18 protein-coding genes and 4 pseudogenes are annotated in these 23,461 nt (G+C 70.8%); 15 read left to right on the forward strand and 7 right to left on the reverse strand.

What is annotated here, in order from left to right; translation table 11 throughout:
- Nucleotides 1-397: 397 nt before the first annotated feature.
- From ACFY01_RS01455 to ACFY01_RS01465, 3 genes and pseudogenes are all read right to left on the reverse strand, one after another.
- Nucleotides 398-767 (reverse strand): annotated as a pseudogene (locus ACFY01_RS01455) (cupin domain-containing protein).
- Between the two features lie 157 nt (nt 768-924).
- The gene (locus ACFY01_RS01460) at nt 925-1,608 is read right to left on the reverse strand and encodes a transcriptional regulator (RefSeq protein WP_390733574.1); all 684 of its coding nucleotides are present in this window, start codon (nt 1,606-1,608) and stop codon (nt 925-927) included.
- Between the two features lie 33 nt (nt 1,609-1,641).
- Nucleotides 1,642-2,337, reverse strand: coding sequence for a hypothetical protein (locus ACFY01_RS01465; protein WP_390733575.1), 696 nt, complete (start codon nt 2,335-2,337; stop codon nt 1,642-1,644).
- A 56-nt stretch (nt 2,338-2,393) separates the two neighbouring features.
- Between ACFY01_RS01465 and ACFY01_RS01470 the strand changes: the two genes are divergently transcribed.
- Nucleotides 2,394-2,987, forward strand: a complete 594-nt coding sequence (locus tag ACFY01_RS01470; protein ID WP_390733576.1) for an HD domain-containing protein — start codon at nt 2,394-2,396, stop codon at nt 2,985-2,987.
- Between the two features lie 28 nt (nt 2,988-3,015).
- Here ACFY01_RS01470 and ACFY01_RS01475 read toward each other — a convergent pair whose 3' ends face one another.
- Nucleotides 3,016-3,948 carry a LysR family transcriptional regulator gene (locus ACFY01_RS01475; RefSeq protein ID WP_390733577.1) on the reverse strand — a complete coding sequence of 311 codons (933 nt, stop codon included), beginning with the start codon at nt 3,946-3,948 and terminating at the stop codon, nt 3,016-3,018.
- Nucleotides 3,949-4,051: 103 nt separating this feature from the next.
- On the opposite strand from ACFY01_RS01475, the gene ACFY01_RS01480 reads away from it, so the two are divergent.
- Together ACFY01_RS01480 and ACFY01_RS01485 are read left to right on the forward strand one after the other, a co-directional pair.
- Nucleotides 4,052-4,747: a type 1 glutamine amidotransferase domain-containing protein gene (locus tag ACFY01_RS01480; protein WP_390733578.1), complete on the forward strand. Its 696-nt coding sequence runs from the start codon at nt 4,052-4,054 to the stop codon at nt 4,745-4,747.
- A 97-nt stretch (nt 4,748-4,844) separates the two neighbouring features.
- Nucleotides 4,845-6,095, forward strand: a complete 1,251-nt coding sequence (locus ACFY01_RS01485) for an MFS transporter (protein ID WP_390733579.1) — start codon at nt 4,845-4,847, stop codon at nt 6,093-6,095.
- Nucleotides 6,096-6,650: 555 nt separating this feature from the next.
- Here ACFY01_RS01485 and ACFY01_RS01490 read toward each other — a convergent pair.
- Complete coding sequence (locus tag ACFY01_RS01490; RefSeq protein WP_390733580.1) at nt 6,651-7,673, reverse strand: LacI family DNA-binding transcriptional regulator; 1,023 nt, start codon at nt 7,671-7,673, stop codon at nt 6,651-6,653.
- Between the two features lie 211 nt (nt 7,674-7,884).
- Between ACFY01_RS01490 and ACFY01_RS01495 the strand changes: the two genes are divergently transcribed.
- The 10 genes and pseudogenes from ACFY01_RS01495 (at nt 7,885) to ACFY01_RS01540 (ending at nt 18,378) form a co-directional block, all read left to right on the forward strand.
- A complete protein-coding gene (locus ACFY01_RS01495) occupies nt 7,885-9,783 on the forward strand; it encodes a glycoside hydrolase family 127 protein (protein ID WP_390733581.1) in 1,899 nt (632 codons plus the stop codon).
- A 31-nt stretch (nt 9,784-9,814) separates the two neighbouring features.
- Nucleotides 9,815-11,059: an extracellular solute-binding protein gene (locus ACFY01_RS01500; protein WP_390733582.1), complete on the forward strand. Its 1,245-nt coding sequence runs from the start codon at nt 9,815-9,817 to the stop codon at nt 11,057-11,059.
- Between the two features lie 9 nt (nt 11,060-11,068).
- Nucleotides 11,069-12,037 (forward strand): carbohydrate ABC transporter permease, encoded by a 969-nt coding sequence (locus ACFY01_RS01505; protein ID WP_390733583.1) that lies wholly within the window; start codon nt 11,069-11,071, stop codon nt 12,035-12,037.
- A complete protein-coding gene (locus ACFY01_RS01510; protein WP_390733584.1) occupies nt 12,034-12,855 on the forward strand; it encodes a carbohydrate ABC transporter permease in 822 nt (273 codons plus the stop codon). The genes ACFY01_RS01505 and ACFY01_RS01510 overlap by 4 nt, the downstream gene beginning before the upstream one ends.
- Before the next feature lie 80 nt (nt 12,856-12,935).
- Nucleotides 12,936-14,672: an RICIN domain-containing protein gene (locus ACFY01_RS01515; protein WP_390733585.1), complete on the forward strand. Its 1,737-nt coding sequence runs from the start codon at nt 12,936-12,938 to the stop codon at nt 14,670-14,672.
- A 177-nt stretch (nt 14,673-14,849) separates the two neighbouring features.
- Nucleotides 14,850-15,026 (forward strand): hypothetical protein, encoded by a 177-nt coding sequence (locus ACFY01_RS01520; RefSeq protein WP_390733586.1) that lies wholly within the window; start codon nt 14,850-14,852, stop codon nt 15,024-15,026.
- Nucleotides 15,027-15,089: 63 nt separating this feature from the next.
- Nucleotides 15,090-16,055, forward strand: a complete 966-nt coding sequence (locus tag ACFY01_RS01525; RefSeq protein ID WP_390733587.1) for a pirin family protein — start codon at nt 15,090-15,092, stop codon at nt 16,053-16,055.
- 230 nt (nt 16,056-16,285) lie between these two features.
- Nucleotides 16,286-16,789: pseudogene (locus ACFY01_RS01530) on the forward strand (DUF317 domain-containing protein); the annotation flags it as partial.
- Between the two features lie 166 nt (nt 16,790-16,955).
- Nucleotides 16,956-17,138, forward strand: coding sequence for a hypothetical protein (locus tag ACFY01_RS01535; protein WP_390733588.1), 183 nt, complete (start codon nt 16,956-16,958; stop codon nt 17,136-17,138).
- A 610-nt stretch (nt 17,139-17,748) separates the two neighbouring features.
- The gene (locus ACFY01_RS01540; protein ID WP_390733589.1) at nt 17,749-18,378 is read left to right on the forward strand and encodes a hypothetical protein; all 630 of its coding nucleotides are present in this window, start codon (nt 17,749-17,751) and stop codon (nt 18,376-18,378) included.
- 212 nt (nt 18,379-18,590) lie between these two features.
- Here ACFY01_RS01540 and ACFY01_RS01545 read toward each other — a convergent pair whose 3' ends face one another.
- Nucleotides 18,591-20,093: a glycoside hydrolase family 43 protein gene (locus ACFY01_RS01545; RefSeq protein WP_390733590.1), complete on the reverse strand. Its 1,503-nt coding sequence runs from the start codon at nt 20,091-20,093 to the stop codon at nt 18,591-18,593.
- Between the two features lie 377 nt (nt 20,094-20,470).
- Nucleotides 20,471-20,731, reverse strand: a pseudogene (locus ACFY01_RS01550) (substrate-binding domain-containing protein); the annotation flags it as partial.
- A gap of 94 nt (nt 20,732-20,825) precedes the next feature.
- Here ACFY01_RS01550 and ACFY01_RS01555 point away from each other — a divergent pair.
- Nucleotides 20,826-22,520 carry a cellulase family glycosylhydrolase gene (locus tag ACFY01_RS01555; protein WP_390733591.1) on the forward strand — a complete coding sequence of 565 codons (1,695 nt, stop codon included), beginning with the start codon at nt 20,826-20,828 and terminating at the stop codon, nt 22,518-22,520.
- Nucleotides 22,521-22,543: 23 nt separating this feature from the next.
- A pseudogene (locus ACFY01_RS01560) lies at nt 22,544-23,357 on the forward strand (arabinofuranosidase catalytic domain-containing protein); the annotation flags it as partial.
- Nucleotides 23,358-23,461 lie beyond the last annotated feature (104 nt).

Consider the following 23,461-nt stretch of genomic DNA (forward strand, 5'->3'; position numbering starts at 1 on the left):
AGCAGCCGGGCAGGCGCGGAGCTGACGGTGGGCACGGCCACGCACCGCCTGCCCACCAGGGCCACCCACGACGACACGCCACCCCCACACCCGCACCACACTCCCCCAGCAGCAGCCGGGCAGGCGCGGAGCTGACGGTGGGCACGGCCACGCACCGCCTGCCCACCAGGGCCACCCACGACGACACGCCACCCCCACACCCGCACGACACCCCCGCAGCGGCGCCCGGGCAGGGCCGCGGACTGTGGGCACGGCCCGCCACGCGCCGGGCGTGGCGATCGACATGCCGTCTGCCGCCGGGGCCATCCACGGGAACGCGCTGCCCCCGCCCTCGCGGCGTACCCGCAGCGGCGCCCGGCCGCATCATGACGCCGGCGGTGGGCCGCCGCCCGACCCGCTACGTCCCCTCGGCCTTCGCGTACTCCGTCGCCATCTGCCCGGCGAAGTCGTACACGACGACCGGTTCGTCACCGACCACCCAGGCGTCGTGGCCGGGCGGGGACACGAAGACGTCGCCGGGACCGATCTCGGCCTCGCCGCCCTCCCCGGTCCATCCGCACGTGCATCCGCCCCTGCACGACGTAGCCGTTGTGGTGGACCTGGCAGCTCGCGGTGCCCGCGATCGGGCCAACGGACTCCGACCAGCGCCAGCCCGGTTCGAAGGTGCCCACGGCGAAGTCGAGCCCCGTGAGGTGCACCACTTCGAGGTGGCCCCGGGGGAAGTCGCGCCGTTCATCGGGCTTCTCGACCGTCTTCACTTCCAGCATGGCCATGACGGTGTCCTCCCTTCCGGCCGCTCACCACGGCCGGGGCCGGTCCGTCGCCACCCGGCGGCCGCGTCGCCCCGTCGCGGCACACGACGACCGGCCCCCACCACTCCATCGTCGGCCCCGCGACCTGGCCGCGCCATTCGGGGGACAGGCCCTACGGCCGGTCCCCCTCGGACCCGCCGGCCGCCGCCCTGGCCTGCGCGAGGTAGTTGTACGCGGAGGCCCGGGAGATCCCGAGGCGTCCGGCGACCTGTTCGACCGCACGGCGCACCGCGAACACGCCCCGTTCGTCGAGGCCGCGGAACAGTTCCAGGCGCTGCGCCCGGTCCAGCTGGGACCAGCCGGCGTTCTGCCGCAGCTGGTGGGCGTCGACGATGGCGTCGACCACCGTGTCGATGTCGTCGCCGAAGGCGGTGGTCGGCGGTTCGGCGGTGTCCGGGCCGGTGCCGGCGAGGGCGCCCAGCAGGGTGTGCGCCTGGGTCAGCGCGGTGACGTCGAGGTTCACGCACAGCGCGCCGAACACCGCGCCGCCGGAGTCCCGCAGCAGCATCGTGGAGGACTTCACCAGCTTCCCGGCCGGGGTCCGGGTGAGGTAGTTCAGCTCATCGGCCGCCGCGTCACCGTGGGCGACCATGCGCATGCCGATCTCGCTCATCGCGCCGCCCACCGTGCGCCCGGTCACCTCGCCGGCGATGGCGACCACCGACTGCTCCGGCCGCCGGTAGTCGTGCAGGACCACCTCGCAGACCGGGCCGAAGGTCGCCACGATGCCGTCGACGATCGGACCCAGCGCGGCGATGATCGCGTCCCGCTCCGCCTCGGGGGGCACGTCGGTCATCGGGACTCCTTCGCTCTGCGGGCCGTGACGAGACTACCCGTCCAGGCCGTGTACGGGGAGTCCAGCCTCGCGAGCCGGGGCGGCCGCCGCACGGCCGGCCTCGCCCGCGTGCCGCCGTACCGCGTACACCGCGTAGGCGTAGGCCGCGTCCAGGACGAAGCAGGCCACGTAGAAGTAGTGCATGAGCGCGGTCTCGTGGCGCGGCACCGCGTCGGGGTCGGTGAGCAGCGTCAGGGAGGCGCAGCCGGTGCCGATGAGCTTGGTCAGCGCGATGGCGAGGGACTGGCCGCGGACGCCCCGGCGGGCGGCGAGCATCGCGAGGAACATGGCCGACATCGCCACGTTGCTGCCGAACGCGGTGAGGGCGCCCTCGCCGTGGTCGAACTGCTCGGAGGCGAAGTTCATGCCCGGGTAGGCGAGCAGCAGCACGGCGGCCAGTGCCGGCAGGAACAACGGGCGGGGCAGGTAGGGGAATTCGGCCCGGCCGAAGCGGACGAGGGTGTAGCCGATGGCGAGGTCGAAGCAGAACCACACGATGTTGATCACCTGCATGAGACCGGACGGGGGCCGCACGAAGGAGAACATGAACTCCCAGCTGATATTGGTGGCGAACGCGACCACCGGCATGCCGAAGGTCCGCTCCCGCAGCCCCGTGCGGATCAGCAGCACATAGGCAGCCGTCCAGAAGAGACCCGTCCCGAGAAGAAACGCCGTGTGTAACGCCCGCATGGTGACCCTCCGTCAGGTACCGCGCTCCGGTGCGCGCCGGCGACTACTCTGGCACGATGCCCCCTACCGACGTGCTGTCGACGGCCATGGACGACACCGGGGATCCCTCGCTGGAGCCACTGCCCGCGCACGTCGCCGAGTTGCTGGGGCGCGTGGCCGCCCCGCCCCGGCTGGTCGCCCACCTCCGGGCGGTGCACGACGTGGCCGTACGGCTCGTGGGCTGGGTACAAGCGGAATGCCCTGCCCTGGAGTTCGACCGGGACGCGGTGCTCTTCGGGGCCGCCACGCACGACATCGGCAAGACCCTGTATCCCGCCGAGCTGTCGGGCCCCGGTGCACGGCACGAGGCGGCCGGGCGGGAGTTGCTCCTCGCGCACGGGGTGGACGCGGAGCTGGCCCGGTTCGCCGGGACGCACGCGTCATGGGCCGAACCGGGCGTCCGCGTGGAGGACTTGCTGGTGAGCCTGGCCGACAAGGTCTGGAAGAACAAGCGTGTCACGGAGCTCGAGGACCTCGTCGTGGCACGGCTCGCCGAAGCGGGTGGCCGGCCGCCGTGGGAGGCGTTCCTGCGTCTGGACTCCTTCCTCACGGACGTCGGTGAGGACGCCGACCGGAGACTGGCCTACCAGGCGTCCCACCCGGTCCGGTGAACCGTACGGGCGGCCATGGCGTCCCCCGCTACCAGGACCGCCCCGACCGCAGCAGCAGGTCGCGGACGCGCGGCACGTCCGGGTTCTCCGCCGGGCCGGGGCGCTGGACGAGGAAGCCCGTGTTGATGGGCGGGTCCTCGGCCTCGTGGAGGGGGACGAGCGCGCCGGAGTCGAGCTGGTCGAGGCAGAGGTAGCGGGGCAGGACGGTGAATCCCGCGCCCGCGGCCACGGCCGCCAGCACCCCGCGCAGGTCGGGCACGGTCACGGCGGCGGGGCAGGAGAGCCGCCGGCCGAAGGCGTGGCGCCAGTAGCGGCGGGCGATGGGCAGGTCCTCCGCGTACGTGATCAGGGGCACGGAGTGCAGGACGGCGGGCCCGTCGACGGCCAGCCGTTCCTTCACCCGCCGGGCCCAGACGGGGGCGGCGACCAGGACGAACTCCTCGTCCATCAGCGGGACCGCGCTCAGCGTGCGGCCGCGTGGCCGGGCGGTCGCGATGACCATGTCGTGGTGGCCCGCCCGGAGTTCGTCGAGCAGCGGGTCGGTCAGTCCGGTCGCCACGCGCAGCCGTACACCCTCGGCCACCAGCGGCGCCAGGGCGGGCAGTACGCGCGTGCAGAGGAGTTCGGCAGGCCCGGCCAGGTGGACCGGGTCGGCCGGTCCGCCCGCCGCGGGGTCCGGCCCGGCGACGGCGGCCAGCTCGTCGAGGGGCGCGGCGATACGGGCCGCGAGTTCGTCCGCGACGGCCGTCGGCACGACGCCCCGCGGCAGCCGCTCGAACAGCTCCCGTCCGGCCTGCCGTTCCAGCGCGCGCATCTGCGTGGTCACCGTCGGCTGGGACAGTCCCAGCAGCCGGCCGGCGCCGGTGAAGGAGCCCGAGCGGTAAACCGCGAGGAAGGTGCGCAGGAGGTTCAGATCGAGGGAGGTGCTGTCCACGCCTCCGAGTATCCCCGCGCCGCCCATTGGTTTTCCAATGCCAGGCATTGGATCTTTCATTGGATGCTTATGGGTCCGGTGCCCTACGTTCGAGGAACGTCAGTGACCTTCCCCCTCCCCGGAGCGACTCATGTCCAAGATCCTTTTCGTGATGACCGGCGCCGACCACTGGACCCTGGCCGACGGCAGCAAGCACCCCACCGGTTTCTGGGCGGAGGAGGCCGCCGCCCCGTACCGGGCGTTCAAGGAAGCCGGTCACGACGTCGTCGTCGCCACCCCGGGCGGTGTGGTCCCGACCGTGGACGCGGGCAGCCTGGCCGCCGAGGTCAACGGGGGCCAGGACAACGCCGACGCCGTCCGGCGCACCCTCGACGAGATGACCGAGCTGCGTTCCCCGGCCCGGCTGGAGGACGTGCGGCTCGACGACTTCGACGCCGTCTTCTACCCCGGCGGACACGGCCCCATGGAGGACCTGGCGGTCGACGCCGGCTCCGGCCGGCTGCTCGTGGAAACCCTGCGGTCGGGCAAGCCGCTGGGCGTGGTCTGCCACGGCCCGGCCGCCCTGCTCGCGGCCGTCACGGACGACGGCTCCAACGCCTTCGCCGGGTACGAGGTGGCCGCGTTCACCAACGCCGAGGAGACCCAGGCCGGTCTCGCCGGCAAGGCCAGGTGGCTGCTCCAGGACCGCCTGACCGAGGCGGGCGTGGTGGTCCGGGTGGGCGAGCCGTGGGCGCCGAACGTGGTCGTGGACCGCAACCTGGTCACCGGCCAGAACCCGGCCTCCTCCGCCCCGCTCGCCGCCGAACTGCTGAAGCGGCTGGGCTGAACGCCGGGCCGAACGACGTTCGCCCGAGGGGACGTCGATCGGTGTAGCGTGTGATCCATTCGTCGGTCCATGTGCCGGGTCGGCAGGGGAGGCGGACGTGACGGCAGCGGAAGGCGATCGTCCGCCGTTATCGGGCACCTCCGCCCAGCGCGTCTTCCTGGCTGTCCAGACCCTGTCGGCCCTCGGTGACTCCTTCGCCTACGTGGCGATCCCGCTGCTGGTGCTGCACAGCACCGGCTCGGTGGTCCAGATGGGCGCGGTCACCGGGCTCACCGGCCTCGCCTCCATCCTCACCGGGCCGTTCGCCGGCGTACTCGCCGACCGGGTCGACCGCAGGCGGCTGCTGATCGTCAGCGACACGGCGCGCTGTCTGCTGTACCTGTTCGTCCCGGTGGTGTGGGCGTTCGCCACGCCGGTGTGGCTGATCTATACGGTCGTGCCGGTCGCCGGGATCTTCTCGATGCTGTTCCAGGTCACCTACGTGGCCGTGGTGCCGGCGCTCGTGGGGCCGGGGCAGATCACCCGGGCCAACGGCCGGCTCTACGCGAGTTACGCCGCCGCGGGCGTCGCCGGGCCGGCGCTCGCCGGTCTCGTCGCCTCGTCGGCCGGGCCCGCCACCGCCATCGGTATCGACGCCGCGACCTTCGCGATCTCCGCCCTCGGCATCCGGTTCGTCCGGTTCGACGCCACGGCGCGACCGCCCGTCGCGGCCGAACGCCGCCGTCCGCGCGGGGAGTTCCTGGCCGGCGTCCGTTTTCTGTGGGCGCATCCGGTACTGCGCCCGCTCACGGTCCTGCTGTCCGTGCTGACGTTCCTCACGTACGGTCTGACGGACCTCGTGGTCTATCTGGTCAAGCACGAGCTCGGGCACGCGGACGCGACGGTCGGCTATGTCCTCGCCGTCGGCACCGTCGGCACGTTCGCCGCCTCCTCCGTGGTCGCCCGCCTCCGGCGGCGCCTGGGCTTCGGGGTGAGCTGGATCGGCTCCTTCTCCGTCGCGGGCCTCGCCGTCGCCTGCCTGGGCGTGGCCCGGACCGTCCCGGTGGTCGCGGCACTGGTGACGGTCCAGCTGATGTGCACGGGCATCGCCGGCATCTGCTCGATGTCCCTGCGCCAGGAGGTCACCCCGGCCCCTCTGCTGGGCCGGGTCACCTCGTCGTTCTGGACCGTCCACTCGGCCCTGGGCCCACTGGGCGCGACCGCCACCACGGCGGCGGCGTCCGGTCTGGGCGTCACCACGGTCTGCCTGTTCACCGGCTCCGCCGTCCTGCTGGTGGCGCTGACCGGCTCGGTGACCGGCATCCTGCGGCCCGAGACCGGCGAGCCCCGGCTGGAGGAGACGGCATGATCACCACGGCACCACGGTCGACGCCCCGCTGAGCACGCAAGCGACCGCCACCGAACCGCACGCCCCACGGACGCCGGCGAGCCCCGACTGGAAGGGACCGCATGATCACCACCGCTCCACGGTCGACGCACCGCTGAGCACGAGGCACACTCCCGCCGGGCCCGCACCTCTCCACACCACCGGCAACGACGCCCACCACCCGGACGCCCGCGCCCCGCCATCCACCACCCGGCACGCAAGCGACCGCCACCGAACCGCACGCCCCACGGACGCCGGCGAGCCCCGGCTGGAAGGGACCGCATGATCACCACCGCTCCACGGTCGACGCCCCGCTGAGCCCGAGGCACACTCCCGCCGGGCCCGCAGGGCCCGCACCTCTCCACACCACCGGCAACGACGCCCACCACCCGGATGCCCCGCGCCCCGCCATCCACCACCCGAGCCGGACCGGCAGGCGCACGAGTGCCGCCGGGCCGCACGTCGTACGAGACCGGCGCGGCGCCCACCGCGAGGGTGGCGGCCTGCGGCCATGGGGCCGAGGGCCTGCAAGGCGCTTCAGCTCGACTCGCGCACCACCAGCCGGCACGGCACCGTGTGCACACCGGGTTCCGGCTCGGCGTCGATCGCCTGGAGCAGCAGCAGGGCGGCGATGCGGCCGATCTCGGAGAGGTTCATGTCGATCGTGGTGAGCGGCGGACGGCAGGCCAGCGCCATGGTGTCCCAGTTGTCGTAGCCGACCACGGCGATGTCACCGGGCACGTCCTTGCCCCGCTCGCGGAGCGTGTCGGCGACGCCGCGGGCGATCTGGTCGTTGCCGCAGAAAACGGCGTCGGTGTCGGGGGCGGTGCGCAGCAGGGCGTCCGCGGCGCGGCGGCCCCAGGCCTCGCTCCACTCCCCGAAGTGCACGCGGCCCGTGGCCAGGCCGAGCTGGGCGTTCTGAAGGTGCTCGACGGCGTGCCGGGCGCGGTCGCGGGCGGCCTGGTGGTGCTCGGGGCCGGTGACATGGGCGATGCGGGTGCGGCCGGTGGCCAGCAGGTGCTCGACGGCCAGGTGGGCGCCGCCGTGGTCGTCGGTGACGACGGAGGTGTCGGCGGGGTCGGTGGACGGGGCGAGCGCGTAGACGACGGGTATCGAGGGGTCGAGGCCGGTCAGCGGCGGGCGCGGGTCCGTGCGGCGGCCGGCCACGATGATGCCGTCCACCCGACGGTCGGTGAGGGTGGCCAGGTGGTGCTGTTCCCGGATGGCGTCGCCCCGGGTGTCGCACAGCAGCACGGAGATCTTCCCGGCGCCCAGCGCGTCCTCGGCGCCCAGCAGCACGGGCGTACTGAACCGGCCGATGCCGTCCGTGGTCATCAGGCCCACCGTCCAGCTCCGCCCGCTGTGCAGGCTCTGGGCGTGCTGGTTGGGCCGGAAGCCGAGCGCCTCCACCGCGTCCAGCACCCGCTGCCTGGTCTCGGGACGCATCCGGCCGCCGCCGTTGAGCGCCTTCGACGCCGTGCCCACACTGACGCCCGCCAGCGCGGCGACGTCGGCGAGCCGGGCCCGGCCGGCGAGGGGAGAGCCTGGAGCAGAGGTCACGGGCAAACCTTTTCCTGGGTGACGCGGACGCCTGACATGGTGACAGTTGGCCAGCGTACCTGCCAAGCCGCTGGGAAACGGAAAAAACTCCTGCCGCGGCTCTTGACCGGCCTCCCGCACTGCCCTCTACTTTCACCCCGAGAAAACGGTTGCGCAAAATGCTTGCGCACGGTGGTTCCGTGCCGCCGCCACCTACCGACCCCGGAGAGCCATGCCCCGCACCCCCGCCGGCCCGGTCCGCCCCGGTCCGGACGCCCACGCCGCGCTGCGCCCCGCGACCACTCGTATCGACGCCGGCTTCTGGCAGGCCCGCCGCGAGACCAACGCCCGCGTCTCCCTCCCCCAGGGCCCCGGCCTGCTGGAGTCCGCCGGCAACCTGCACAATCTGCGGCTGGCGGCAGGCACCGCCGAGGACGAGTTCCAGGGCGCCTACCCGTTCGTGGACACGGACGTCTACAAGTGGCTGGAGGCGGCGGCCTGGCAACTGGCCGACGGCGGCGCGACGGAGCTCGCGGCCGAGGTGGACCGGATCGTCTCCCTGGTCGCCGCCGCCCAGCAGCCCGACGGGTACCTCAACACCTGGTTCCAGCTGGTCAAGGGCGGCGAGCGGTATCAGGACCTGCGCTGGGGCCACGAGCTGTACTGCGCCGGCCATCTCATCCAGGCCGCCGTGGCCCACCACCGGACCACCGGGCGCAGCGAACTCCTCGACGTGGCGGTGAGGTTCGCCGACCACATCGACTCCGTCTTCGGCCCGCCGGGCAGCGGCCGGCCCATCGACGGCATCGACGGCCACCCCGAGGTGGAGACCGCCCTGGTCGAGCTGTACCGGGAGACCGGCGAGCGCCGCTACCTCGACCTGGCCGGCTACTTCGTCGACCGCCACGGCCACGGCCTGCTCGGCGGCGAGGCCTACTGCCAGGACCGCGTCCCCGTGCGCGAGGCGACGAACGTCGAGGGGCACGCCGTACGGCAGTTGTACCTGCTGGCCGCGGCGGCCGACCTGGCCACGGAGACCGGGGAGCCCGAACTCCGCGCGGCGAACGAGCGGTTGTGGCAGGCCATGACCACCACCAAGACCCACATCACCGGCGGCCTCGGCGCCCACCACGACCAGGAGGACTTCGGCGACCCCTACGAACTGCCCAACGAGCGTGCCTACTGCGAGACCTGTGCCGCGATCGCCTCGGTGCAGTGGAGCTGGCGCCTGGCTCTGCTCACCGGGCAGGCCCGCTACTCCGACCTGATCGAGCGCACCCTCTACAACGGTTTCCTCGCCGGTGTCTCCCTGGACGGCGAGCGCTGGCTGTACGTCAACCCGCTCCAGGTCCGCGACGGCCACACCGACCCCGGCGGCGACCAGTCGGCCCGCCGCACCCGCTGGTTCCGCTGCGCCTGCTGCCCGCCCAACGTGATGCGGCTGCTCGCCTCCCTCGAGCACTACCTGGCGACCAGCGACGACGACGGCCTCCAGATCCACCAGTACGTCGACGGCGACTACGCCGCCGAGGGCGTCACCGTCCGCTGCGAGACCGACTACCCCTGGCACGGCACCGTCGCCCTCACCGTCGAGGAGACCCCCGCCGACCGCCCCTGGACGCTCTCCCTGCGCATCCCGCAGTGGTGCCGTGAGTACCGGGTGCGGTGCGGGGACGAGACGTACGACTCCCCCGTCGCCGACGGCTGGACGCGGCTGACCCGTACCTGGTCCCCCGGCGACCGGGTCGTCCTCGAACTCGGCCTGGAGCCGCGGCTGTCGGCCGCGGACCCCCGGGTGGACGCCGTACGCGGCTGCGTGGCGATCGAGCGGGGGCCGCTCGTGTACTGCCTGGAGCAGGCCGACCACCCCGGCGGCGGACTGGACGACGTCGTCGTCGACACCACCCGCCCACTCGCCGTGAAACACCGCCCGGACCTCCTCGGCGGCGTCACGACGGTCGTCGCGGCGGGCCGGCGGCGCCACCTCACCGACGCGGGCTGGTGGCCGTACGCCACGGCCGGCGACTCCCCCGCGGCGGACGGCGAGCCCGTCGAACTGACCGCCGTCCCCTACTACGCCTGGGCCAACCGCGAAGACGGCAGCATGCGCGTCTGGCTGCCCACCTCCTGAACCACCCTCCTACGACAACGAGGTCAGCCCCGTGATACCCACCCGCCGCACCCTCCTCTCCGCGACAGCCGCCGTCAGCGCCCTCGCCTCCCTCACCGCCTGCTCAGGCGGCTCCGACGACTCCGGCTCCTCCAAGGCGTCCGGGGGGACGTACACCTTCTGGGACCCGTACCCGCAGTTCGACGCCTCCTCGCCCTGGGGCAAGCGGGTCACCGCGTGCGGCACCCAGGCCGGGGTGAAGCTGAAGCGGACCGCCTACGACACCACCGACCTCGGCAACAAGGCGCTGCTGGCCGCCCAGCAGGGCAACGCGCCCGACGTGATGCTCGTGGACAACCCGGTCGTCTCGACGCTGGTGGAGGCGGGGATCCTCAACAAGACCAGCGACCTCGGCATCGACACCAAGTCGATCCAGAAGAACATCATCGGCGCGGGCACCATCGCAGGCGCCTCCTACGGCGTGCCGATCGGCGCCAACACCCTCGCCCTCTACTACAACAAGAAGGTGCTGTCCGCGGCCAAGGTCGACCCGGCCTCGGTCAAGGACTGGGCATCGCTCGACGCGGCCCTGAAGAAGGTGAAGGCGGCCGGGAAGAAGGGCATCACCTTCTCCGCGATCAACACCGAGGAGGGCAGCTTCCAGTTCCTGCCGTGGTTCTGGGGCGCCGGCGGCGACCTCAGCAAGCTGAACTCCGCCAAGGGCGAGGCCGCGCTGTCCCTGTGGAAGAACTGGGTCGACGAGGGCTACGCGCCCAAGGACGTCCTCCAGAACACGCAGACCACCAGCTGGCAGGAGTTCGCCACCGGGGACTACGCGTTCGGCGAGAACGGCACCTGGCAGCTCGGCAACGCCGACAAGGCGCGCCTCGGCTACGGCATCATCAACGTCCCCGCGCAGAACGGGGGTTCGGCACCGGTGCCGACCGGCGGCGAGTTCGTCACCGTCCCCGTGCAGAAGGACACCGCGCGCTACGACACCAGCAAGAAGATCGTCACCTGTCTGACCAGCTCCGCGAACCTGCTGGCCACCGACACCACCCTGATGTACGTCGCCCCGACCGCCGCGGTGCAGGCCCAGCAGGTGGCGAAGAACCCGGAGCTCAAGCCGTGGGTGTCCGCCGTGGCCGCTGCCCGTGGCCGCACCAGCGGCGGACTGGGCTCCAAGTACCCCACCATCTCCCAGCCGATGTGGACCGCCGTCCAGGCCGCCCTGTCCGGCGGCAAGAGCGCCCGGGCCGCGCTGGACACGGCCCAGGCGAGCGCCCGGAAGGGCTAGGCCCGCGACATGACCATCGCCCGAGTCGACCGGCCGCGCCGGGCCCCGGACACGCCGGGGGCGAGCGGCTCCGCCCGGCCGCCGCTGGAACGCCGGCAGCGGCGCCGGAGCCGGCTGACCGCGCTCGCCTTCGCCGCCCCGCTGATCGCCTACCTCGCCGCCTTCTACGTCTATCCCCTCTACCGCAACCTCGACCTGAGCCTGCGCGACTACACCGTGCGGTCCTTCGTGGCCGGGGACGCGCCCTTCTCCGGCTGGGACAACTTCCAAAAGGTGCTGGACGACCCGACGTTCGGACCCGCGATGCGGCACACCATGCTCTTCACCTTCGTGTCGATCGCCTTCCAGTACGCCATCGGGCTCGCCCTCGCGGTCTTCTTCAACCGGCACTTCCGGCTCTCCGCCACGCTGCGCGCGCTCTTCCTCATCCCGTGGCTGCTGCCGCTGATCGTGTCGGCGTCGACCTGGTCGTGGATGTTCAACAGCGAGTCCGGCGTGGTGAACTACTTCCTGCACTTCGTCGGCGTCGACCCGGTGGGCTGGCTCACCTCCCCGGACTGGGCGCTGACCTCGGTGATCGTCGCCAACATCTGGATCGGCATCCCGTTCAACCTGGTCATCCTCTACAGCGGGCTCCAGAACATCCCGGCGGAGGTGTACGAGGCGGCGGCCCTGGACGGGGCGAACGCCTGGCAGCGCTTCCGGCGGATCACCCTCCCGCTGCTGCGCCCGGTGTCCGCGATCACGCTGCTGCTCGGGTTCGTCTACACCCTCAAGGTGTTCGACCTCATCTGGATCACGACCAAGGGCGGTCCCGGGGACGCCTCCTCCACCCTGGCGACCTGGTCGTACCAGCTCGGCTTCGGCACGCTGCTGCCCAAGTTCGGCCCCGGCGCGGCGGTCGGCGACATCCTCATCCTCATCGCGCTCGTCTTCGGTCTGCTGTACATCAGGGTCCAGAGGAGGCAGGAAGCGTGAAGTCCCCGACGCCCGCCCGCCGTTACACGGCCATCGGGCTGGTCCTCACCGCGCTGATGCTGTTCCCGGTGTACTGGATGCTGAACGTGTCCCTCACCCCGCAGCAGGACATGCGCAAGGACCCGCCCGACCTGTTCCCGCTGCACCCCACCTTCGAGGGCTACAAGGCGGTGCTCGACGACCAGTTGCCCTACCTCGGCACCAGCCTGCTCATCGGGCTCGGCACCGTCGCGCTCACCCTCGTCATCTCCGCCCCCGCCGGGTACTCCCTGGCCAAGCTGCGCCCGCGCGGCGGCGGCGCGCTGAGCCTGGGGCTGCTGATCGCGCAGATGGTCCCCGGCATCGTCATGGCGATGGGCTTCTACGGCGTCTTCCTCGACCTGGGGCTGCTCAACTCCTGGTGGGGACTGATCGTCGCCGACTCCACCATCGCCGTGCCGTTCGGCGTGATGATCTTCACCGCGTTCATGTCCGGCATCCCCGGCGAGCTGATCTCCGCCGCCCGGATCGACGGCGCCGGCGCCTGGCGCACCTTTCGGTCGGTCGTACTGCCGCTGAGCCGCAACGCGATCGTCACCGTCTCGCTCTTCGGCTTCCTGTGGGCCTGGAGCGACTTCGTCTTCGCCAACACCCTGGACGGCGGCGGCGACTGGAAGCCGATCACCCTCGGCATCTACCGCTACATCGGCAACAACAACCAGGAGTGGAACGCGATCATGGCCACCGCCGTCGTCGCGTCCGTCCCCGCAACGGTCCTGCTGGTCCTCGCGCAGCGCTATGTGGCCGCGGGTGTGACCGCGGGCGCGGTGAAGGACTGAGCTCGTCAGGACCTCGGGGGACCCGAGCTCGTCAGGTCCCCTCTCCTTCCCCCCTCCCTCCATGAGGAGAACCCCCTTCCATGAGCCGCACGAGACTCTCCGGACGCCTGACGGCCGCCGTGGGCACGGCCGTCCTCACGGCCGCGCTCGCCACCCCCGCCCAGGCGGCCCCCACCACCGCCACCACCCTGGTGGTCAACGCCGACCAGACCCTGCGCCCGGTCACCCACGTCGCCACGGGCAGCCTCTACGGCCTGGCGGACTCCACGACCCCCGCCGACAGCCTGGTCACCCCCCTCAGCCCGAACACCTTCGTGCAGATGGCCCCCGGCGGCTCCCAGCTACCCAACGGCGAGCCCAAGCCGGCCGGTGACGCGCTCGTGGTGGCCGCCAAGGCTGCGCGGGCGGGCGCCAAGGTGGTCGTCCGCATGCCGGACTGGTACCCGAACTTCCCCTACAAGTGGGTGAGCTGGAGCGACTGGCTGTCGGCGGTCGACAAACAGGTCGCCTCGGTGCGGTCCTCCGGTGCCACGAACATCGCCGCGTACGAGCTGTGGAACGAGCCCGACTGGACCTGGGACACGACCAACGCTGGTGCGTTCGACGCCGGTTGGGCGCGCACGTACGAGGATGTCCGCGCCAAGGACAGCAAGACGCCCGTCCAGGGCCCGAGTTACTCGGCGTGGAACCAGTCCTGGATGAGCACCTTCCTCACCGACGCCAAGGTCAGTGGCACCCTGCCCGACATCATCGCCTGGCACGAGCTCCAGGGCAGCAAGGACATCGCCGCGCACGTCTCGGCGTACCGGGCGCTGGAGAGCAGCCTCGGCATCAGCCCGCGGCCGATCGCCATCGAGGAGTACGGCACCCCGAGCGAGGTCGGTGTGCCCGGCTCGCTGGTCGGCTACGTCGCCAAGTTCGAGCGGGCCGGCGTGCACGACGCCGAGCTGGCCTTCTGGAACCACTACGGCACCCTCGGCGACACCCTCACCGACACCGGAGCCTCGCCGAACGGCTCGTACTGGCTCTACAAGTGGTACGGCGCCATGTCCGGCACCATGCTGGTCACCACTCCCCCGGCACGGACCGGCATCGACGGCGCCGCCTCCCTCACGGGCGACGGCAAGCAGATCAGCGTGATCTTCGGCGGGGGCGCCGGGTCGAGCGCCGTCACGGTCAAGGGTCTCGGCTCACTCTCCGCGCTGAGCGGCAAGGTGCACGTGAAGCTGGAGTACACGCCGTCCAAGGGCCGTACGACGGCGGTGTCCGGCCCGGTCACGATCTCGGACACCGACTACACCGTCTCGAACGGCCAGATCACCGTCCCCGTGACGACGAACGCCACCGACGGCTACCACCTGACGATCACCCCGGCCGGCGCCGCTTCCTCCCTGGCCGGGACCTACCAGGTCACCAACCGGAACAGCGGCCTCGCCCTGGACACCCAGGGTTCGGGCACGGCCCAGGGCACCGCGGTCGTCCAGGCCGCCTCCGGCACGGGCAGCACCCAGTCGTGGACACTGACCTCCGCCGGCTCCGGCCTCTACAAGATCTCCAACAAGGCGAGCGGGCTGCTCCTCGGCATCAAGGACATGAACACGGCCGACGGCGGCACGGCCCTGGTCTGGGGTGACAACGGCACCGCCGACCACCTCTGGCAGCTGATCCCGTCCGGCGACGGCTACTACAAGATCGCCAACTACAACAGCGGCCTCCTGCTCGGCGTGGACTCGATGAGCACCTCCACCGGCGCTCAGGTGCTCCAGTGGGACGACAACGGCACCGCCGACCACCTGTGGAAGCTGACGGCGCGCTGACGCCCGCCTCCGGAGACCGGGGGGTTCCCGCGCCTGATGTCGGCAGGCACGGGAACCCCCCGCACGTGAGGCCGCCCACACTCCGGGCGGACGGCCACGCACCGACGGTTATGGTGGCGGGGCAGGACGAAGGGGGCACAACAGACGGAGGGACCCACCTTCCGGGACGAGCCGGCCGTGGTGTGGGAGTTCACCTTCCGGGGCCGCGCCCGCGTCTTCCGTGCCGCCGACCTCGGCTACGGCCGGGAGGGCCGACGGGAGTACGACCTCTACCTCTCGGCCCCCGACGCCCGGTGGTCCACCTTCCGCCCCGTCCTCGACGCGCTCCGCAACGGATTCGCCACGACCGGCTGACCGCTCGGGAAGGGGCGGTGGCGTCCGCGCGGGAACGGGGCGGCAGGGACTAGGTTGGGCGGCATGAGCAACCTTGACCGGGCGCCCGTACCGAGCGTGTGCGGTGGCCGCGGATTCGTCGTCGCCGAGCCCGTCCGCGAACTGCTGAGCCCCCGACACGTCAAACTGGGCGAGTCGACCGAGGTGCGCCGACTGCTGCCGAACCTGGGCCGGCGCATGATCGGCGCCTGGGCGTTCGTCGACCACTACGGGCCCGACGACATCGCCGACGAACCCGGCATGCAGGTCCCGCCGCACCCGCACATGGGCCTCCAGACGGTCAGCTGGCTGCACGAGGGCGAGGTGCTGCACCGCGACTCCACCGGCAGCCTCCAGACGATCCGCCCCAAGGAGCTCGGGCTGATGACCTCGGGCCGGGCGATCAGCCACTCCGAGGAAAGCCCTAGGTCGCACGCCCGCTTCCTGCACGGCGCCCAGCTCTGGGTCGCGCTGCCCGACGCCCACCGCCACACCGAGCCGATGTTCGAACACCACCCGGTGCTCCCCACGGTCACCGCACCCGGCCTGACCGCGACCGTCCTCCTCGGCGGCCTGGACGGCGCCACCTCCCCCGGCACCGCGTACACACCGATCGTCGGCGCCGACCTCGCGCTCACCCGGGGCGCCGACGTCCACCTGCCCCTCGAACCCGACTTCGAGTACGGCGTCCTGGCGATGTCCGGCGAGGTGCACGTCGACGGCGTCCCCGTACTGCCCGGCTCCATGCTGTACCTCGGCTGCGGCCGCACCGAACTGCCCCTGCGCGCCGAGTCCGCCGCCGGAGTCATGCTGCTCGGCGGCGAGCCCTTCGCCGAGGAGCTCATCATGTGGTGGAACTTCGTCGGGCGTTCGCAGGATGAAATCAAACAGGCCCGGGAGGAGTGGATGATCGGGTCGCGATTTGGGGTTGTGAAGGGGTACGACGGGGATCCGTTGCCTGCGCCGGAACTGCCGTCGGTGCCGCTGAAGCCGCGGGGTCGAGTGCGCTGAGCTGGTATTTTCCAGCCAGGCGCGCATATAGTCGGGTGCGGGGAAGCGCACTCGGCCCGGTTCGCTCAGACCGCGTGAGCGAATCCCCTTCGCAGCAGCCGATCCACTCCACCGTGAGGTGCGAGTTTCGCCATCCGTAGTCAGCTCTGGTCGGACGGATGCTGACCCATGCTGACTTCACTGACAGGTAGTCAGGCCTCCGTGGGGGCTCCGCTCGCCAAGCAGCGTGGGACAACCTGGTCGCCGTCCACGCCGATCCCTTCGGTCCTCCGCAATGGATGGCCACCTTCGACTCGGCCACCCCCACCGAGTTGGTCACCGCCTTCACCATCGCCCTTGCCAACAGCTACGCCAAGGGTCCGAACAGCTACCTGGGCGGTACGGCTCACCCCGTCGGCAAGGCCCTGCGGCCCCTGACGCAAGCAGGGTGGGAGCGCACTGACAGCTGGGCGGCAACCGTGTGCACCGCCCCCGACCGACTCGCCCATACCTTCGATCCCGACCTTCCCGCGTACCTGGCTGTCAACCCGAACTGGCCCCAGGCCCACCGCATCGGCGGCATAGTGGAGATCACCGGGTCCAACGGAGGCGTCTACATAGCCGAGAACGGCCAGGAGGGCGTGCTGCCGCCCGCAGTTCGCACCAGCTGGACTGGTCCGACGTATGACTTGCCGTCCCAATCCGCAGCCGTCCGCGCCGCCGATCAACTTCTCGCGCCACCTGGTCCTCAGTGACCTTGTCCGTGATCCCATGCCTCGGTCTGCACGCGGGGCCCTCCTCCGCTGCGTGCCTTCCCATCCCGCCCAGCCGATCCGCACACTGTGGGCAGCCGACCGGGACTCCGGCCAACTACGCCCTGGGACCATCCTGCTGAGTTGGGAGCCCGGCACGGGAGGCGGAATGGACGTGACTGCTCGCCTCGGTCTCGCCTCGGCGGAGGTCGTCCTCGCCAGTTGGTCGAACCTCTCCGGCGACTGGACCCCCGTCATACACCCCACGGTGTTGGAGGTCGTCGGCCTTCACGCCGCGCTGTCCGTGGCCACCGACGCGCTGCACCTCGCCAACCGTCTGGCCTCAGCCTGACGCGATCCGCCTACCCTTGCATGCCGCTGCATGAAAGGTGCGGTCCGATGTGATGCTCCAGGTCCACGGCGGCGTGGCCTACGTCGCCGTCGCTCACGGTGCACAAAGAAGCCGACGTTGGCTCCACCCTCTGCCGGGCTCATCAGCACGCCGCCGAATCGAGGAGCGACCCTTTGGACCTTTCGTTCCTTTTCCGTCTTCGGAGGGATCCGAAGGTCCCCCTTCAGGAAGAGGAGGTCACTGCCTACGCCTGGCGGTCTCCTGAGAGGCTGGCCGAGCGGACCCTTGGGGGCCGCGTCCTGGCGGCGCTTCGCTGACTGGCTCGTTGCATCCACAGTCCGCCCCCGCTCCTATCTGCCGACGTGAGGGCGGTTCACATGCCTTCGCACAGCTGACGCACAGCAAGTGACCGAAAACCCGCTTCAGCTGACCCGATCTCCCCCCGTACGGCACTCGACTTGGGTGCGACTCGCCCCGAGTTCACGGGGTGCGACGCCAGCAAGACGACCGTGAAGTGCACCCCGAAGTGATCTGACCGACGTACAGGGGCGGCGGTGCCCATCGGCTACGGTGGCGCCGCCCCTGGCCCTTCCCGACAGGAGACATCACGATGTCCGACGGCATCACCTGGGTCGCCGAAGAAGACGAGCTGCTGCCTGGCGGATACTGCGTGATCCTCGCCCGCAACCTCACGCCCGAAGACCTCGTACAACGCCTCGTTCCCGATGCACAGCCGCGCCAGTTGGGCCCGCGCACACAGGCGGCGTTCGAGGACGAGCTACGTGAGTTGCTGCGTACAACCGGCCGGCACTACCCCATGGCGGGTGTTCGGTACGGATCGGTAGGTGATCTCTCTTTCGCCGTGGGCTGCGGACAGTGGGAATTCGCGCTGGGCCGGCATGAGACACCGGTCATCTGGCACGGCGACGTCCACACGTACGAGCTGTACTACTTCGCCGAGCACCCGAACGTCCCGGAGCCGCATTTCCGCTACGCCCACGATGGCAGCGTGCGGCTGTGTTTCGACGTCGACACCGACGAGGCCCCCTACCTCTTCGATGTCGACGGCGACGATGCCGCCCTGGTCGCCGACATGGAGACGGCCGCCGAAGTCACTCCTGCACTTGAACTCCTCGAACAACGCTTCGGACTCACCCTGCCGAGAGAGCTGATCCTCACTGGAGAACTGGCCGCCGCAGTCATCAAGAGCCCCCAGCAGACCGAGGAAACACGCTCGTGAGCAATGGCATCACCTGGGTCTCTGAACGATGACGGGCGCTGCATCGTTCTCGATTCCGTTCGGGCCGTGCCTGGTCGCCGCCGGATCACCCGACTCGGGAACCCGCGTTCGGCAAAGTCATCGGATCGGGAGGCGCGTGCGGCCTGGCCCAAGGGGAAGACGGCTCGCCTGGTCCCAGGATGACCGTGGGACCAGGCGCGTGCGCGGCAGGCTCAGTCTTCGAGCGGCTCGTAGTCGAACCAGTCGAAGTGCACGGACCCTGCCGCCGCGAACATGCCGATGACGCGGCCGGTGAAGCCGCCCGCCACCTCCGTGGACAAGTACTTGCCGTCGAGAGAGGTGAGCTCGACGAATGTGCCGTCCGGCTCCTCGATGCCGATCGAGACGGTGTCGGGGCCGGTCCGTGCGTCGGTCAGGGTCCGGACCGCGGTCACCTCTGCCCGGAGCACCACAGGTCCGGGCGGCACCGGCCGCGACGCCACGACTGTGCTCAACGGGCCGATACGGGCGAGGACCCGTACCTCACCGGCCGCGGCCTCGATGTCGTAGTGGTGCTGCTCGTCGAGGCGCACCGCCAGGCCGCCGCGCCCTTCCGACACGTCGGCCAGGGCTCGCGCCCGGCAGGACAGATGCTGCTGCCGCCGGCCGACGAACGTCACGTCGGTGTCGTCGAGCGATCCGCCGCGGGCGCGCAGGGACAGCCATCCGGGCCGGTCCTTGGTGGTGCAGTCCTCCGGGGGGCGATGGCGCAGAGAGACCCAGTACGGGGCCAACTCGCTCACGTCGAAGTCGTCCCGGACCGGCGTGACGGGGCCCGGCTGGAGCGGCCAGGGAGGCGCGGGCGCCTCGAGCGACAGTTCGCCGACGACCGGCCAGCCGTCCACCCACTCGACCCGTACCAGGAACGTCTCCCGGCCGAGTACGTGCCACCCGGGCGTGCCACCGCCCGGCCGCACGCCGAGCAGCACCATCCACCACGAGCCGTCGGATGCCTGGACCAGGTCCGCGTGGCCGGTGTTCTGGATGGGGTGGTCGGTGCCGCGGTGGGTCAGGACCGGGTTGGCCGGGCAAGGCTCGAACGGCCCGTCGGGTGTGCGGCTCCGGGCGATCGAGACGCCGTGGCAGCGCTCGGTGCCGCCCTCGGCGATGAGCAGGTACCAGTAGTCTCCGATCCGGTACAGGTGCGGTGCTTCCGGGGCCTTGGCGCCGGGCGATCCGGACCAGACCTTGCGGTCGGGACCAAGGGTCTCGCCGGTGTGGGGGTCGAGGCGGACCTGTCCCACACCGGCGACGGTGCACCAGCAGTTGCCCTCGTCGTCCCAGGCGAGATCAGGGTCGATGCCGGGGACTGAGGGCAGCCGGACCGGATCGGACCAGGGCCCCGCCGGATCGGTGGCCGTGAACAGCAGATTGCCGTCACTGCTCACGTTCGTGACGATCAGCCAGAAGCGGCCGTCGTGGTGCCGCAGCGTGGGCGCGTAGATCCCTCCCGAGGAGGGCGAGTCCAGCGGCAGGCGCAACTGGCCCGGCCGGTCCAGGGCGTTGCCGATCTGGGTCCAGTGCACCAGGTCCCGGCTGTGGAAGATGGGCACGCCGGGGAAGTACTCGAAGCTGGAACACGCGACGTAGTAGTCCTCGCCCACCCGGCAGATGCTCGGATCGGGGTAAAACCCCGGGATCACCGGGTTGTTGATGGTGGCGCCCGTCTCGGGCATGCTCGACACCCTGATCGAGTCCTCTCACTGGTTCACTGGCTCACTGTGTGCAGGGTCGGCCCGCCGGGACAGCGGACCGTGCCGATGCCGGCGTCGGAGGCGTCGACCGCTGCTGGAGCGGCCTTCGCCGACGGGATCGTGACCGTGATCGGACCGGCCGCGGCCGGTCACACGGTGGCGACCAGTCCGACGAGGCGTCCGCGGTGCCTTTGGATCGATCTCCGCACGAGTTCCTCCAGCAGAACGACGACCGAGGCGCGTGCACTCGGGACGCGCACCACACTCTGCGGGTCACGAGTGCTTGGCAAGTACCTTGACAAGGCCGAAACTTTCGCTGTCGAAATATAGAGCGTTTCTGTCGCTGGAGGCTTGCTGCGTCAGTACCGCGGCGGGGCCGTACTGCCCCGGACGGTCAGTGTCGTGGCGATCTCCAGCCCCACCTGGGGCGCCTGTTCGCCGCGGCCGAGGGTGAGCGCCAGTTCCGTCGCTGCCACCGCCATCTCGGTCAGGGGCTGGTGGACGGTGGTCAGGGGCGGGTCGATCCAGGCCGCGACCGGGAGGTCGTCGAAACCCACGACGCTCAGGTCGTCGGGGATCCGCAGGCCGGCCTCGCGTGCCGCCTGGTAGACGCCGAATGCGTGCGCACGTGGTGTGCTCCCAACACCCCTTCATGTTAACTTCTCCGCCGCATGGAGAGAGAGTTTCCGTACCTCCGACCGGAAGGTGCACGTGATGACAAGGAGACTGGCAAGCCTCCTGGCACTCCTCCTGGCGTCGGCCCTGCTCCCGCTGTTACCCGCCACCGCATGGGCCGCCGACCCGCCCCCGCCCAGTGCGCCCGCCGCCCGCAGCGCGGTGGCCGCCATGCAGCCGGGCTGGAACCTGGGCAACACCTATGACGCCATCCCCGACGAAACCTCCTGGGGCAATCCGCCCGTGACCAGGGCACTGCTCAGAAAGGTCAAGTCGCAGGGATTCAGGAGCATCCGGCTGCCCGTCACCTGGGGCGGCCACCAGGGCGCCGCACCCGACTACACGATCGCCCCGGCCTGGATGGCGAAGGTGCGGCAGGTCGTCGACTGGGCGCTGGACGAGAACCTCTACGTGATGATCAACATGCACCACGACTCGTGGATGTGGGTCAACAACCTCTCCACGGATCACGACGCCGTCCTCGCCCGCTACACCGCCACCTGGACCCAGATAGCGGCGGAGTTCCGCGACGAGGCGTCCAGACTGGTCTTCGAGAGCATCAACGAGCCGACGTTCAGCGGCACTTCCGGTGACGACGACAACTACCGGCTGCTGGACGAGCTCAACACCGTCTTCCACCGGATCGTCCGCGCGTCAGGGGGTCGCAACGCCGACCGGCTGCTCGTCCTGCCCACCCTGTACACCAACGCCGACCAGGGGCGGCTGGACGCGCTGGCCGCGAGCATCACGGCCCTGCACGATCCCATGGTGGCCACGACCATCCACTTCTACGGATGGTGGCCGTTCAGCGTGAACATCGCCGGATACACCCGGTTCGACGCCACCTCGCAGAAGGACCTCACCGACACCTTCGACCGTGTGTACGACACGTTCGCCGCCCGCGGCATCCCGGTCATCATCGGCGAGTACGCCCTGCTCGCCTACGACCACACCCGCCCCGGCATCATCGAACGGGGCGAGGTGCGCAAGTACTTCGAGTTCCTGGGCGACTACGCCCGCCGGCGCAAGCTCACCACCATGCTCTGGGACGCCGGTCAGTTCCTGAACCGCACCACCCTGCGATGGCGGGACCCGGAGCTGTTCGCCCAGATCAAGTCGAGCTGGACCACCCGTTCGGGAACCGCTTCCAGCGACATGGTGTTCCTCCCCGAGTCGAGTGCCGTCACCAGCCGGACGCTCACGCTCAACCCGAACGGCACCGACTTCCAGGGACTGCGGCACGGCTCCCGCGACCTCGTGAAAGGCAAGGACTACACCGTCTCCGGCAACCAGCTCACGCTGACCGCCGCCGCACTCACCGAACTGGCCGGCGACCGGGCGTACGGGGTCGACGCGACACTGGAGGCGAGGTTCTCACGCGGTGTCCCATGGCGGATCGATGTCATCACCTATGACAACCCGGTTCTGTCGAACGCCTCCGGAAGCACCAGTGGCCTGACCATCCCCACCCGGTTCCGGGGCGACCAACTGGCCACGATGGAGGCCACGTACGACGACGGGAGCAACGCAGGACCGGCGAGCTGGACCCCCTATCAGCAGTGGGACACGGCCTTCTCGGCATACACCGGCGACTCCATCAAGCTGACCTCCGACTTCGTCGACTCCCTCAAGGACGACTCCCGGGTGACGCTCACCTTCCACTTCTGGAGCGGTGCCTCGGTGACCTACCGCGTCACCAAGACGGGCAGCACGGTGACCGGTACGACCGCCTGACCGGTCACTGCTCCGGCCGTGCGGTGGACGCGGAGGGTTCAGCGTCGTGTGGAGCGGGCGGCCGTCGGGGTGGTACCGGGGGACCTCCCCGGCGCCCCACATCGCGACCCCAGGACGCCTTCTGCGCCCGCACGACCTGTCTCATCACCGTCATCTACGACCAGTCCGGGCGGAACAACCGCCTCACCCAGGCACCCCCCGGCGGGTTCTCCGGCCCGGCCGCGGGCGGGTACGACAACCTCGCCAACGCCACCGCGGCACCGCGGCACCGCGGCACCGCGGCACCGATCACGATCGGCGGTCACAAGGCGCACGGCGTGTACGTGGCCCCGGGCACCGCAACAACAACACCGACGGCGTCGCCAAGGGGGACCAGGCGGAGGGCATGTACGCCGTCCTGGACGGCACCCACTACAACGGCGGCTGCTGCTTCGACTACGGCAACGCCGAGACCAACAGCCGGGACGACGGCAACGGCACCATGGAGGCCATCTACTTCGGCAACATCAAGGTCTGGGGCTACGGCTCCGGCAACGGCCCCTGGGTCATGGCCGACCTCGAGAACGGCCTGTTCTCCGGCGTCAACCAGCACTACAACGCGGGCGACCCCTCGATAAGCCACCGCTACCTGACCGCCGTCGTCAAGGGCGGACCCAACCACTGGGCCATCCGCGGCGGCAACGCCCAGTCGGGTGGCCTGTCGACCTTCTACAACGGCACGCGCCCCAACGTCTCGGGCTACAACCCGATGAAGAAGGAAGGGCCATCATCCTCGGCATCGGCGGCGACAACAGTCACGGTTCCGCCGGCACCTTCTACGAAGGCGTCATGACGTCCGGCTACCCGTCGGACGCCACCGAGAACGCCGTACAGGCCAACCTCACGGCGGCCGGCTACGGCAGGCAGGAACCCAGTCGGCACCTGCCCTCTTCCCACGCCGG

It is taken from the genome of Streptomyces sp. NPDC001480, assembly GCF_042894725.1.
Classification (GTDB): Bacteria; Actinomycetota; Actinomycetes; order Streptomycetales; family Streptomycetaceae; genus Streptomyces.

Excerpts from the sequence above, each read along its gene's own strand:
- ACFY01_RS01495 (WP_390733581.1), top strand. The coding sequence starts at position 7,885 with ATGCCCCGCACCCCCGCCGGCCCGGTCCGCCCCGGTCCGGACGCCCAC.
- ACFY01_RS01465 (WP_390733575.1), bottom strand. The coding sequence starts at position 2,337 with ATGCGGGCGTTACACACGGCGTTTCTTCTCGGGACGGGTCTCTTCTGG.
- ACFY01_RS01470 (WP_390733576.1), top strand. The coding sequence starts at position 2,394 with ATGCCCCCTACCGACGTGCTGTCGACGGCCATGGACGACACCGGGGAT.
- ACFY01_RS01515 (WP_390733585.1), top strand. The coding sequence starts at position 12,936 with ATGAGCCGCACGAGACTCTCCGGACGCCTGACGGCCGCCGTGGGCACG.
- ACFY01_RS01555 (WP_390733591.1), top strand. The coding sequence starts at position 20,826 with ATGACAAGGAGACTGGCAAGCCTCCTGGCACTCCTCCTGGCGTCGGCC.
- ACFY01_RS01540 (WP_390733589.1), top strand. The coding sequence starts at position 17,749 with ATGTCCGACGGCATCACCTGGGTCGCCGAAGAAGACGAGCTGCTGCCT.
- ACFY01_RS01545 (WP_390733590.1), bottom strand. The coding sequence starts at position 20,093 with ATGCCCGAGACGGGCGCCACCATCAACAACCCGGTGATCCCGGGGTTT.
- ACFY01_RS01475 (WP_390733577.1), bottom strand. The coding sequence starts at position 3,948 with ATGGGCGGCGCGGGGATACTCGGAGGCGTGGACAGCACCTCCCTCGAT.
- ACFY01_RS01480 (WP_390733578.1), top strand. The coding sequence starts at position 4,052 with ATGTCCAAGATCCTTTTCGTGATGACCGGCGCCGACCACTGGACCCTG.
- ACFY01_RS01505 (WP_390733583.1), top strand. The coding sequence starts at position 11,069 with ATGACCATCGCCCGAGTCGACCGGCCGCGCCGGGCCCCGGACACGCCG.
- ACFY01_RS01535 (WP_390733588.1), top strand. The coding sequence starts at position 16,956 with ATGGACGTGACTGCTCGCCTCGGTCTCGCCTCGGCGGAGGTCGTCCTC.
- ACFY01_RS01460 (WP_390733574.1), bottom strand. The coding sequence starts at position 1,608 with ATGACCGACGTGCCCCCCGAGGCGGAGCGGGACGCGATCATCGCCGCG.
- ACFY01_RS01525 (WP_390733587.1), top strand. The coding sequence starts at position 15,090 with ATGAGCAACCTTGACCGGGCGCCCGTACCGAGCGTGTGCGGTGGCCGC.